The sequence below is a fragment of the Cyclonatronum sp. genome, from assembly GCF_022565315.1.
Lineage (GTDB): Bacteria > Bacteroidota > Rhodothermia > Balneolales > Cyclonatronaceae > Cyclonatronum.
In genome coordinates, this window is sequence record NZ_JAIUMX010000101.1 from 1 (window position 1) to 13,479 (window position 13,479).

At 54.0% G+C, this 13,479-nt stretch carries 8 protein-coding genes; 3 read left to right on the plus strand and 5 right to left on the minus strand.

Annotation, left to right across the window (positions count from 1 at the left end; genetic code table 11):
• Nucleotides 1-251: 251 nt before the first annotated feature.
• On the plus strand, nt 252-2,627 hold the full coding sequence (locus tag LAT75_RS12810) for a zinc-dependent metalloprotease (RefSeq protein ID WP_291483069.1): 2,376 nt from the start codon (nt 252-254) through the stop codon (nt 2,625-2,627).
• Nucleotides 2,628-2,952: 325 nt separating this feature from the next.
• On the opposite strand, the gene LAT75_RS12815 is transcribed toward LAT75_RS12810, so the two are convergent.
• Together LAT75_RS12815 and LAT75_RS12820 are read right to left on the minus strand one after the other, a co-directional pair.
• Nucleotides 2,953-4,125: a SpoIIE family protein phosphatase gene (locus LAT75_RS12815; RefSeq protein WP_291483070.1), complete on the minus strand. Its 1,173-nt coding sequence runs from the start codon at nt 4,123-4,125 to the stop codon at nt 2,953-2,955.
• A 198-nt stretch (nt 4,126-4,323) separates the two neighbouring features.
• A complete protein-coding gene (locus LAT75_RS12820; RefSeq protein WP_291483071.1) occupies nt 4,324-5,103 on the minus strand; it encodes a WecB/TagA/CpsF family glycosyltransferase in 780 nt (259 codons plus the stop codon).
• Between the two features lie 251 nt (nt 5,104-5,354).
• Here LAT75_RS12820 and polA point away from each other — a divergent pair, with 251 nt between their 5' ends.
• Nucleotides 5,355-8,195, plus strand: a complete 2,841-nt coding sequence (gene polA, locus LAT75_RS12825; protein WP_291483072.1) for a DNA polymerase I — start codon at nt 5,355-5,357, stop codon at nt 8,193-8,195.
• Nucleotides 8,196-8,409: 214 nt separating this feature from the next.
• Here the strand turns inward: polA and LAT75_RS12830 are convergent, their stop codons facing one another.
• Entirely contained in the window at nt 8,410-8,982 is a 573-nt protein-coding gene (locus tag LAT75_RS12830) for a hypothetical protein (protein ID WP_291483073.1), read from the minus strand.
• A 125-nt stretch (nt 8,983-9,107) separates the two neighbouring features.
• Nucleotides 9,108-11,504, minus strand: coding sequence for a polysaccharide biosynthesis tyrosine autokinase (locus LAT75_RS12835; protein WP_291483074.1), 2,397 nt, complete (start codon nt 11,502-11,504; stop codon nt 9,108-9,110).
• 585 nt (nt 11,505-12,089) lie between these two features.
• Here LAT75_RS12835 and LAT75_RS12840 point away from each other — a divergent pair.
• Complete coding sequence (locus LAT75_RS12840) at nt 12,090-13,259, plus strand: DegT/DnrJ/EryC1/StrS family aminotransferase (RefSeq protein ID WP_291483075.1); 1,170 nt, start codon at nt 12,090-12,092, stop codon at nt 13,257-13,259.
• 95 nt (nt 13,260-13,354) lie between these two features.
• Here LAT75_RS12840 and LAT75_RS15670 read toward each other — a convergent pair whose 3' ends face one another.
• Nucleotides 13,355-13,477: a hypothetical protein gene (locus LAT75_RS15670; RefSeq protein ID WP_363320573.1), complete on the minus strand. Its 123-nt coding sequence runs from the start codon at nt 13,475-13,477 to the stop codon at nt 13,355-13,357.
• Between the last annotated feature and the right edge of the window lie 2 nt (nt 13,478-13,479).

Here is a 13,479-nt window from a genome sequence, read left to right on the forward strand (position 1 = left end):
CTTATCTTTTAAGCTAAACATTAGTTTCACGGATTTCAAATGAAGTCTCTGTAAAACCGTGAATGACTGTACCGGATGTGCCGGGCTGTAAAATATGCAGGCTTGCCGAAGGCTTTTTTCAGCGAACGCGGCGCACTGTTAAACTTGCTTCCTTATGTAAAAGCATCCCTGAGTTCTGCTCTGCCTGTTGGTTTATTGGCTGAAGCTTGATTAATTCAGTTTTTATGTTAACCTTCACTTAATCAAGATTTATGAAGCATTTAATTTACAGTATCGCCCTTGCAGGCGTTATGCTGCTGAGCAGCTGTGCATCAAGTCAGCAGGCTGCCCCGCCGGCAGAAGAGCGGCCGCAGCGGGCTCAGCAATCCGATTATGAGCGCCTGATGCGCGGCTACGACTTTAAGGAAGAGGGTATTTTTACCGTTATGATGAAGGAGGGAAAGCTCTTCTATGAAATCCCGCTCACGGAGCTTAACCGCGATATGCTGCTGGTGAGCCGCATGGCGGAAACGCAGGTTGGCCTGGGTTACGGTGGTCAGCGCCTGAACAATCAGGTGGTGCGCTGGGAGAAGCATCACGACCGAATCCTGTTCCGCTCCATGATGTACAACATTACAGCCGATTCGAGCGATAACATCTTCCGCGGGGTGCAGTCCTCATCCTTCGCGCCCATCATTGCTTCCTTCAGTATTGAAACCTGGAATGCCGATTCTACCGCAGTTGTGGTGGATGTGTCCCGCCTGTACAATACCGACGTGGCCGAAATGACGCCCCGCCGCAGGTATCAGGCCAGGCGGCTTGACCCCGCCCGCAGCTTTGTGGACCGCGTGCGCTCCTTCCCCGAAAACATCGAAGTACGCAGCGTGTTAACCTTTGAGGCCGACCGCGTACCCAACAGCTGGACCCTCGGCACTATCTCCGTGAAAATGAATCACTCGATGATGCGCCTGCCCGAAACCCCGATGATGCCCCGTTTGCACGACGAGCGCGTGGGCTACTTCTCGGTTTCAACGGTTGATTTCAGCAGCCCCGAGCACCGGGCCGACCGCCGCCGCATGATCACCCGCTGGCGCCTCGAAAAGCAGGACCCGGATGCAGAGCTTTCCGACCCTGTGAAGCCCATCACCTTTTGGGTAGATGCCGCTACGCCGGAATGGCTCATTCCTTTTGTGAAGCAGGGGGTCGAAGACTGGCAGCCCGCTTTTGAACATGCAGGCTTCACCAACGCCATTGTGGCGCGCATGGCACCTACGCCTGAGGAAGACCCTGACTGGAGTCCTGAAGACATCCGCTTCCCGACCGTGCGCTGGTATCCTTCCCAAACCATGAACGCCTACGGTCCGCATGTGCACGATCCGCGCAGCGGTGAAATCATCACCTCATCTATCGGGATGTACCACAATGTGATGAACCTGCTCCGCAACTGGTACTTTGTGCAGGGTGCCGCCGTAGATGAGCGCGCCCGAAATCTGCCGATGGAGAACGACCTTATGGGCCGCCTCGTGCAGTACGTGGTGGCGCACGAAGTGGGGCACACCCTCGGGCTTCCGCACAACATGAAATCAAGCGGTATGGTACCTACCGACAGCCTCCGCAGCCGCACCTTCACCGAGCGTTTCGGCACCACCCCGTCCATCATGGATTATGCACGGATGAACTACGTGGCACAGCCCGGCGACGATGCCTACATGTTCCCGATTGTTTCGATCTATGATAATTTTTCGATTGAATGGGGCTACACACCTTTCCCTGAAGCCTCAACGCCTCAGGAAGAGCGTCCTTTCTTAAATGAAATTGCAGCCCGTCAGATTGATGAGCCGATGCTACGGTTCGGAAACCTCTCCACCATCGACCCGACACAGCAGCGGGAAGCCCTGGGCGATAACCATGTGAAGAGCAGCACCTACGGCATGGCCAACCTGCAGCGCATTATGGGCTTCATAGTGGAGTCTGCCGGTCAGGAAGGGCAGGATTACAGCACCCTGGTTGAGCTCTACAACAATGTGGTGCAGCAGCGCAACCGCTACATCGGTCACGTCGTGACCTGGGTAGGCGGGGTGATCAGCCATCAGAAGGTGTACGGTCAGGAAGGGGCGGTTCATACCCCCGTACCCCGTTACCGTCAGGTGGAGGCGATTGAGTGGCTGGTGGATGAGGCCTTCTCCACACCGCATTTCCTGCTTCAGCCGGAAGTGCTGCGCCTGTTTGAGCCGCAGGGCGGACCCGACCGCATCATGCAGGGGCAGCGGATGATGCTGATGCAGCTGCTCAGCGACGACCGCATCCGCCGCATGGCCGAAATTGAGGCAACGCACGGCTCAGATATGGAAGTGTACCGCGTGTCGCACATGCTGCGGGATGTGCGGCAGGGCGTGTGGGCCGAGCTTGATACCTCAAACCCCAATATCGACCTGTACCGCCGTAACCTGCAGCGCGCCTGGGTAGATGTGCTCAGCAACCGCCTGCACAGCGATAACCTCTCCGGTGAGACCCGCGCACTGCTGCGCGGCAACCTGCGTATGGTGAATACGCAGATCGGGCGTCAGATCGGAAATGCGGCCAACCCCGAAACCCGCATGCACCTCGAAGACATGCGCGACGAAATCAACGCCCTGCTTGATGTGTAGGATCTGCTGAAGCTGTAAAGCGCAATTAAAGCAAAAAGCCCCGTCGGGATATAGTTCCGGGCGGGGCTTTTTTTGGCTTTTGGCTGTTGGCTTTTTTGGGGCTGTTGGCTTTTGGCTTTTAGCATTTGGCATTTTGTAGATTGTAAGCGCCTAAATACGGTTGACGTTTTTCGTTGACATTAAGCAATTTAAAGGTGACCGGCGGTCCTCGGTCCGCGGTCTGCGGTCCTCTGTAGATGCCTGAATGCAGTTGGCTTGCTACTAAGCTTCGGTTCCAGCCGGAGCCGTTTGATGCAAAAAAAACGACCGAAACCCAATCATCCCCCTATTCTCCTGAAAGCACTTCTGCTTCTTCATCTGCTTCCTGCTGTGGTTTGCGGTAGCTTTTGATGCAGCTGTAGGTGATGTCATCAACCGTTGGCATTTCCCCGATAAAATTTTCGACCGATGACTGAATCTTGCCCACAATGGTAGATGCTTCGAGTGAGCCGTAAATATCCATGAGCGAACGGAGGCGCTGCAGGCCGAATTCATCGCCTCTTGTGTTGCGGGCTTCATTCACGCCGTCGGTGTAAAATAGTACGGTGTCGCCGGCTTCAAAGGGGATGCGGCTCTCCTGAAGGAAGCTTTCGAGCCGCTTGGTGCGCGTCATGCCGAGTGCAAAGCCGGGCGTCTGCAGTAGTTCGGTGCTGTCTGTTTTGGCCCGAAACAAAATCGGCGGGTTATGTCCGGCCCGCACATACTGAAAGTAGTTTTCATCCTTCGGAAAAAAAGCGGCACAGGCCGTGATGAAGGTCTTGTCGGTGCGGTACGATTTGATGTAGTCGTTCAGCTCCAGAAACAGTTCTTTGGGGGTAGGATTCAGTTTCCGGACAAGCAGATGCACAAGTGCCTGAAACCGTACCATGTAGAGGGAAGCGGAAAGGCCCTTGCCCGATACATCCGCTATGATGTAATAAATGCCGGCTTCGGTCTCAATCACATCCACATAATCACCGCCTACATCACTTGCGGTGTTGGCAAAAGAATTGATTTTGAGCCCGTCGAGCTCAAGACCCGGTGATGGCAGCAGGCTGATCTGAATATCTTTGGCGAGATCAATTTCCTCCTTCACATCAAACTTTTCAAGCAGTTCGAGCAGCAGCAGGGTTGCCATTGCCGTAAAGGAGAGGGGCAGCAGTACAGTAAATACAAGCCCTGAAAAAACAAAGGTGCTGCCGAACCCTACGATACTTGCGCCAAAAACAAGCCGCCGCGTCGGGTTCATGCGTTTGGTGAGGGCGCCGATCAGCCGGGTCGTTTTTTCGAAGGCCCCGATTTCTTCCCCCGTATCGGGATTGATGACATCCCCAAGGGCTTCCTTGTACAGGGCTTTGAGGCGTTTGCTGTCGCTCTGAAAATCACGCTCAAACTGCTCCCTGCTCATGCCTGTGGTATAGGCGCGGTACAGGTTTTTGGTTTTGGTCAGGGCGGATCGTGATTCGTTGGGTAGGCTCATACAGGAATGCGTGCGGTGGGGCCAGAACAGGCTGCGGGATACCCCGTAAAGGTACGCAGGCTGAAGCAAATTATGCTACTTATAAACCGGGCTGTTTTCAGAATAAGCTGTTTACGAAAGTCAGCCCTGCTTGTTACCTCCTCCATTCCCTTCCCCCGGCGGTCTGCCCGGCTGCCAATCTGAATCCTGCTCCGGCTGCTAAGCCGAACCCCTGCGGCGGCGGCGGCTTTTTTTGCCCAAAAACTGCGCCGAAGCAAGCTCCCTGAGCAGCCATAAAAGTACGGGCAGGGATGAACTTCGGAACCGCCGGGTCATCCGGATGGCCTGAAACCGGCTCTTTCCCGGAAGGGTACGCTTGCCGGGATCAGGCAGCACAAGTCCCGCTGCGGCAAGGGTTTCGAAGGCATCCCCGACTGCAATGCAGCTTGTATGCGTCAGTTTGGGCTGCAGGGCGGCAACAAACTGTTCCTGCTGAGGAGAGGGCAGTCCGCACCAAAAGAAGGGGGGCTTCAGGGTATTGAGCTGTTCCGAAAGCCGGTCCGCTTCTTCTTCCGGCTTCTCCGGGTCGATGATTTCCGCTCCGGCAAGCCGGATGCCCATGTAGGAGTTTTTGACATAATCCTTAAGCTGACGCAGCTGCCGGCCGTCGGGGCCGCAAAAAAAGTGCGTGTAGCCCTGCATGGCAGACGTAAGGAAAATACTGTGCATCAGTCCCGCTCCCGTTACGGCTCCGCAGTGCCGGTACCCCCGCCGCCGGCCGATCCATGCCAGGCTGCTGCTGTCGGTGAGGGTCAGAAAGGAGGCATTCAGCAGCCCGCCAAATGCATCATCCTGTTCCGCGCGGCAGATGCCTGCGGCATCCGTTAAACAAACATAGCCCAGCGGACTGCGGGCTGCAAGCTGATGGAAAACATCCATCACTATGGTAAGATTGACCGCCGAAATGCCGGCTTTGCCAACGAAGTATCGTTTTATCAAGGTTTAATCCTTTTACCTGACACGAATAATCCTCCAATCCCCGCGAACAATGAGCACAGCTTTTTCAGGAGCTGCTTTGTTTGGTTAGATGCTGCTGAAAGCGGAAGGATCACCCGTAGTGAGTGCGACAACGCATTTTCTGAACGAACGGACTGAACGGCTGAACGACCGGTTCGGCTCCGCAGGCTTTGTGCTTACGGGGCAGAACCCTATATTCTGAATGAATCCTATAAAATAACATTAATATTTTTATGCCCGAAAAAAAAGCTAAACTATTCCTGATTGACGGACACGCGCTGGCTTACCGCTCCTACTTTGCCTTTATCAACGCAAGCCTTCAAAATTCGGAAGGCATCCCGACCGGCTCGCTGATGGGCTTTGCCAATACCCTGGTGAAGCTGCTTGAATCCGAAAAACCGACGCACATTGCCGTAGCCTGGGATACACACGCCCCGACCTTCCGCCATGAAATGGACGAGGCCTACAAAGCCAACCGGCCGCCGCAGCCTGATGAGCTCCGGCAGACCATTCCGCTCATGAAGGAAATGGTAACGCATTTCGGCTTTCAGAACCTGGAGAAAGACGGCTACGAGGCCGATGATATCATCGGTACGCTTGCCACGCAGGCGGGTAAGGATGGGGCAGAGGTTTTTATGGTGACGCCCGATAAGGATTTCATGCAGCTTGTTACCGAAAATGTGTTCATGTACAAGCCCCTGAACAACGGCGACGGTTTTCAGGTGATTGATCCGGAGGGCGTTACTGAATTTTTTGGCGTACCGCCGGAGAAAGTGATAGATGTGCTCGCGATTATTGGTGATACGGCCGATAACATCCCCGGCGTGCCGGGTATCGGCAAGAAGGGTGCTCCCAAACTTATTCAGGAATTCGGCAGCCTGGAAGCCGCCATCGAGGCCGCGCCGGGCATGAAGGCCAAGCGCGCACGTGAAGGCCTCACCCAAAATGCGGAGCAGGCCCTGCTTTCCAAGAAAATGATTGTGATCGATACCGCCGTCCCCGACACCGTAAACTGGAGCGTGCTCAAATGGGAAGGACCAAACGGGGAGGAGCTGTCTGATTTTTTCCGGAGGATGGAATTCCGGACCCTGAGCCGGAAGTTCGGGGAGGCCATGGCGCAGCAGGGTAGCGCCGCGCAGGACGGCGAAGTAAGGAAGTCAGCCGCCGCGCAACGTAAAGATCAGCAGAGCGGGCAGGGCGACCTGTTCGGCAGTGGTCACGGAACGGCCCCGGAAACGCAGGGCGAAGCGCTGAAGACGATAGAAACCGCCAAAGCCGACTATCGCCTTGCGGATACCGAAGAGAACCTTGATGAGCTGGTGAAGCTGCTTGCCGAAGCCCCGCACTTCTGCTTTGATACCGAAACGACCGCCTCCGAACCCATGCATGCGGAACTCGTAGGCCTCGCCTTTGCGGTAAAGCCGGCTGAGGCCTTCTACGTGCCCGTGAAGGCTGCCGACGGCACCGGGCAGGGCTTGCATCCGGAGCTGGTGAAGGGAAAGCTCAGCGCAGTGCTGCGCAGCGACAGCCTTAAAATTGCGCAGAACTACAAATACGACTACATGGTGCTCAGCCGGCACGGCATGCCCGTAGCCGGACCTGTTTTTGATACCATGATTGCCGCCTACCTTATCGACTCCAACCAAAAGCTGAGCATGGATGAGCTCAGCCGGCAGTACCTCGGCTACAACCCTGTTTCCATCGAAAGCCTGATCGGCAAGGGCAAGCAGCAGAAAAGCATGCGGGATATCCCGCTTGATAAGGTGATGCCCTATGCCTGCGAAGATGCCGACATCACCCTGCAGCTGTTTGAAATGCTGAAGCAAAAGCTGGAAACCGACGGACTGCTGGACATTGCTGAAACCCTGGAGTTCCCCCTCGTGCCCGTGCTCGGAGAGCTGGAAATGAACGGCATCTCCCTCGATACGGACATGCTTGAAGCTTTCTCGGAGCAGCTTGGGGAAGACATGGCCGCCCTGCAGCAGCAGATATTTGAAGAAGCGGGGGAGGAGTTCAACATCAACTCACCTGCACAGCTGGGCGATATTCTGTTTGAAAAAATGGGGCTGCCTTCCGGCAAAAAGACCAAAACCGGCAAATATTCGACCAATGAGCAGATTCTGACCGATCTCGCCGCCTTCGGGCACAAGCTGCCAACACTGGTGCTGGACTACCGCTCCCTCAGCAAGCTGAAATCCACCTATGCCGATGCCCTGCCCAAACTGATTCACCCGCAAACGGGCCGTATTCACACAAGCCTGAATCAGCAGGTAGCGGCAACGGGGCGGCTGTCATCCTCCAACCCCAACCTGCAGAACATCCCCATCCGTACCGACCGCGGCCGGGAAATCCGCAAGGCCTTTGTCGCAGAGGAGGGCAGGGTGCTGATAGCGGCTGATTATTCTCAGATAGAGCTTCGGGTGATTGCCTCCATTTCGGAAGATGAGGCCATGATGCAGGCTTTCCGCGATGATCAGGACATTCATGCGCGCACCGCTATGGAAATCTTCGGACTGTCATCGCTGGAGGAAGTTGACCGCGATATGCGGCGCAAGGCAAAGGAAGTCAACTTCGGGATTCCCTACGGGGTGAGCGCCTTCGGGCTGGCACAGCGCCTCGGCATTGACCGCACCGAAGCCAAAACGATTATCGATGCCTACTTTGAGCGATTTCCGGGCATCCGGAACTACATCCGGGAGACCACCGCATTTGCGCGGGAGCACGGCTATGTTACTACCCTAATGGGGCGCCGGCGCTACATCCCCGAAATTCGATCCTCCAACCCAAATATGCGCGGCTTTGCCGAGCGCACCGCCATCAACATGCCTATACAGGGAACCGCGGCAGACCTCATCAAAATTGCCATGATACGCCTGCAGGCCCGCCTGAAGGATAGCATGCCGGACTGCCGCATGCTGCTTCAGGTACACGATGAACTGCTGTTCGAAGCCCCGCAATCCGTTGCGGAAGCCTGTGCTGCCCTCATACAGCAGGAAATGGAGCAGGCCATGGAACTAAAAGTACCGGTGAAGGTCGAAGCCGGGATAGCGCGGAACTGGTTGGAAGCGCATTAAGAGGGCGTTAAACCGGTTAGGCTGACTGTGAGAGCAGAGCAGAGACCGGTCCGCTAAGCGCCCGCCGGCAGCGGGCGGATTTAATGATATGGGTCAAGCCGCCGGAAGACTTCTGCTGCGGGCCATGAGGTAACACAAAACGGAACAAAAAAAGGCAGCCCTGCTGATTGCAGGACTGCCTTTTTAAGGTTAAACAGCATACTTTGAAAGGTTGTTAACCCCGTCGCAGACGCCAGATGATTAGGGTTAGCGATGCTGCGATACTCAGAATTTGTGAAGTAAGGGTCAGTACTTCTCTCCAAATTGGTCGTGGAACAGGATCCGTTTCAACAATGACCACATCGAAATCCTGCATGACCGGGAATTCCACAAACTGCGTTGTGTAGGCTTCGAAAGTTGTTTCGAAGATGATGCGGCGTCCTTCACCTTCAATGGTGCGGCTCAGGAAGAAGTTGACGTCAGGCGTTATTCTCCGATCTCTCACGCCGATAGCCCTCGGGCCGCCGGTGTAGAGGAGCAGCTCGTTCAGGTCGGTTCCTTCTCTGACCTCATAGGTGCCGGGGCGTACTACGGACCCGATTACAACAACCGTGATGCTGGGTTCGCCGGTGCGCACAAACTGATAGTGATTGGGCATCTGCTCGGCAAGGGAGTACAACTGTGTGAGACTGCTGCCCTGACGGTTCAGACCCTGCGCTTCTGCTTTGTCAGTAAAAGCAAACAGTGAACCGAGCAGTAAAAAAACGGAAAGGGTAAGAGCGGGTAAAAAAGCTTGGAATTGCTTCATGAAATTGAGAAGAATAATCAGTTGGTGGGATACGGGTTCAATAAATGCCGGAACAGAATACCATCCCGGAAAAATACAGGAAAGGCGGGTTAAACTCACCTTTCCTGTAAAGAGAAACAGCAATACTACTTTTGATCAGGCTGATCCGTGTAGTCAAGCTTGTAATTCTTGTAGGCGTAGTCGTACTTGTACTTGTAGTTGTACTTGTAATTGTATTTGTAGTACGATTTCACGCTGTTGGTATCGTAGGCATTAAGCACGGTACCGGCAATGTTTACGCCAAGATCGCGCAAATCCTGACGGGTTTCCTTCAGGATGGACAGCTCGGTCTCTTCGGTCTTGGCTACAAGCAGGGTTGCATCGGTAGCAACGGACAGCGGCATGGCATCGGATACAACAAGCAGGGGAGGTGTATCAAGAATGATGATGTCAAACTCTTTCTTGAGGGAGCTGATCAGCTCCTGCATGCGCTTGGAACCCATGGTTTCCGCGGGGTTGGGGATGCTGTTACCGGCCGTAATCACAAAGAAGTTGTCCGTGCTTGAGTCAATCAGGCATTCTTCAAGGCTGTGTTTGTCGAAGAGAATGTCGCTCAGACCCGGCGATTTTTCAAGACCAAGCTTTTTGTGAATGGTTGGTTTCCGAAGGTCACAGTCAATGATCAGGGTGCGCTTGCCGAACTGTGCGTAGGTAAGACCCAGGTTGATGGAGGTAAGGCTCTTTCCTTCAGAGGGCTTGGAGCTTGTTACCACAAGGGTCTGATAGTCGCGGTCGGCATTGCTGAATTCAATGCTTGTTCTGAGCCTGCGATAGGCTTCCGCACCCGCTGAAATGGGGTCAATCAGGGAAATCAGGTTCACATCCACGTTACGGCCGCGAATCGGCAGACGCTCGGTATTCTTGAAGTGCGTGTTGATGTAGTCCGTAAAGTCAGGTATGACGCCAATCACGTTAAAACCGGCTTTACGCAGCTGTGCGGGGTCATGAATCATATCGTCGAGCAGGTTGCGCAGCAGCACAATACCGGCCCCAAGGCCGAAGCCGAGAATGATACTCAGAATGTAATTCCGTAAACGGTTCGGGCTGAAAGGTGAGGTCGGTACCGAAGCTGCCCGGATTTCGCGCACACGGCTGACCTCTGACTGAATCGCAATCTGCGTTTCCTGCAGGCGCTTGAGCAGGTTCAGGTACAGCTGCTCGCTGATTACCTGATTACGGCGCAGGCGCTGCAGCTCAGAGCTTCTCGCCATTATGCTCATCATATCACTTTGAATATCGTTGACCCGTTCTGCAATAAAATCTTCACGCAGGTCCATATCGACAAGCCGGCCTTCATTGCTGCGGATTTCATTGCGGATGTTGGCGAGATAGCTTGCAAGAGAAGCCTGATCAAGCCCCTGACGGTCGATCACGCGCTGACGCTGTGAATCGAGACGCTCATCGCGCAGGCCTTCGAGATAGTCAATCCTGCGCAGTATCTGGGATAAAACGGTATTGCGCTCCGGGTTTGCGCGTAGCTGGGGCTGTTCGATGTAGAATGCTTCTGCCTGAAGGCGAAGGTCAAGTATGGCCTGCTCGAAGGCATTTACAAGGGACATGTCATTGTCAGTAGCGCCCTCATAAAGCATATCGAGCACCATCTGTTTTTCAGTACGTAGCCTTTCCAGATAGTCCGCAACAGCAATCTTGCGGAAGCGAAGCTCCTCGGCTTCACGGAACAGGCTTCGAAGCTCCTGCGCCGCTGCGGTACCGTCTTCATCGGTAATCATGGTCCAGTCGGCTTCCAGGAATACACGGATCTGCTCGTCCTGCTCACCCAGCGTCATGGTGTTGCGCTCTTCCAGCTGTTCGAGATAGCTTGCGGCGCTTGTGAGGTTCGAGCGGGTAATCTGCTCATCAAGGCGGCGGTACTCTTCAATGTAATAGTTTGCAATGAAAGCGGCTTCATGCGGATCGAAACTCGTTGACCGGATTTCAACCAGGTTCATCTGTTCGATCTGATGCAGCGTGATGGTATTGGGAAGGCGGCGGGCAAGACGGCCGAGTACCTGTTCTTCCGGTATAAAGCCCAGGCCGTGCTGCCGCAGAATCGGCAGGGTATCTCCGGAAACCGGATTAACGAGGGTCTGAATCAGGCGGCGGCCTACATTTTCTGCAAGCTCGTGCGAGTTTACAATAAACTGCATCTCTGTTCCGACTTCATCCCAGGTCAGGTTCCGTGCACGGGTAAATTCAAACAGGTTCAGGCCGCGGTCGGCACGCTGATTCTCAATCAGAAACAAACCTGTTGTGCGGTAGTTGTTAGGGAGTGTTTGTGTATAATAGTAACCTAAAGCACCAATTATCACAACACAGGCGAGGATAATCCATTTACCGTCCCAAAGGGAATAAAGAATAAGCTGAGGGTCAAAGGGATCATTTTGATCTTCCTCACCACCGGGGATAAAACCGGAGTTGAGCGGATCTTCAGAAGAACCATTCGACCGTAATCCTTTTCGCCTTTCGTTGTTGTCAAGTTCCATATACTGCTATTACTTTGTTTTAAGCGTTATGTGATGTGATTCCTGTACCGGGCATTTTAGCTCGCTGTAGGTAAAAGGCAAAGTTAACCTTTTTCCTGCGATTATAAGAAAGGAAATTACGGATAAAACTCCTTTTTACACAGCTGCACCCCGCCCGCTTTTCCTTTATCAGGCCAATGCTGCCGCCGCAAGGGCTTTTCCGGCTCCGCTGCCCTTCTGCCCTGCGCGTCTTCAGCCGGAAACCCGAAGCCTTCCACGCTGTGGGTGATCACCGTAAAGCCCTGTGAATCAATGCAATGCGATACATACGTAGCTGAAAGGGGGGGATGCCGGTCCCCCGCCTGACACATATACAACGCACGGAAATTGTGATTCATGCATGCATACGGTAAATTGATAAACGGTGTGACGCTACCATAATTTAATTAAGAATGCCTTACCGGGGAGGAAGGCCCTGACCGGGAAAGACTGTTTTTGGGATTGCTTCACAAATGCTGCATTTTACTGGCTGTACCACAGATGCCTTCAGGGCGTTACAGATCTTAGGAAACGAAACAACTACGGACATTTAAACGGACCATTACTATGATACCACCGCTGAACCTGAGCCCGGAAATTGACGAAATCAGGGAGGAACTTGAGCGCAAACTGTGGCGTGTTATCAGCGATGCGGCTTTCATCAGGGGGCGTGAAGTGCAGGAATTTGAGCAGGCTGCGGCTGACTATCTCGGCGTGAAGCACGCCATCGGCCTTAATTCCGGTACCGATGCCCTCGTTATTTCACTCCGCGCCCTTGGCGTGAAGCCCGGCGATGAGGTGATCACAACCCCCTTTTCCTTTTTTGCCACGGCCGAATCGGTTTCCGTGCTCGGTGCAAAACCCGTTTTTGCAGATATCGAAGAAGACAGCCTGAACATCAGTCCCGATGCCATCGAAGCCTGCATCACCCCAAAAACCAAAGCCATTATTCCGGTCCATCTGTTTGGCCGGCCCTGCAATATGGGCCGCATTACCGAAATCGCGCGCCGGCATCAGCTCGCCGTTCTCGAAGATTGCGCACAATCGTTTGGCGCGGTCTATCACAGCCGGTGCGGCGAATGCGGCTGCAGCAGTGAAACCAAGGCGGCGCTGCAGGGGCTTAAAACCGGTGCACTCGGCGATATGGCAGCCTTTTCCTTTTTCCCTTCCAAAAACCTCGGTGCTTTCGGCGATGGCGGACTGATTGCAACCAACAGCGATGCGCTTGCTGCTACTGCCCGTAAGCTGCATGTGCACGGAGCCGATAAGAAATATCATAATGAGCTTGTGGGCTACAATTCCCGGCTCGACACCATTCAGGCGGCGGTACTTCAGCTCAAGCTGCCGCATGTGGACCGCTGGAACAACGGACGGCGGACGGCCGCGCAGCTCTATACCATGATGCTGGAGCAGCACGGCCTCAGCCCGGAACTGCTTACGGTACCCAAAGTGATTCCGGGTCATGTTTTTCATCAGTACACCCTCCGCCTGCGCAAAAACAGCGCCCGCATAACCCGCGACGAGCTTGTAGCCCGCCTCAAAGTGCTGGGCGTGCACTGCATGGTGTATTACCCCGTGCCTCAGGATATGCTGCCCGTGTACGAGGGGCAGTACGAGCCCTGCCCCGTAAGCCGTACCATAGCGGGGGAAGTCTTTTCCCTGCCGCTCTGGCCGCTGATGACCATGCACACGCAGGAGCAGGTGGTGCAGGCCCTGAAAAAAGCGCTCAAAGGCTGAGCGCGTGAAGTAAGGAGGTTTTGCCTTATTTTGGCTTTTGGCTTTTGTCTTTTGGATTTTGTCTTTAGTAATTTGTAATTAGGAATATGGAATTATTATTTTATATTAAATTTAGGACTTGCCTCAACTATTTTTTTAGCGATTTCAGCGCCTTTTCTATGTCCTTCAGATTTGGGTAAATCATGCTTTTTAGCCCAACTGATATTACAATCAATAATAA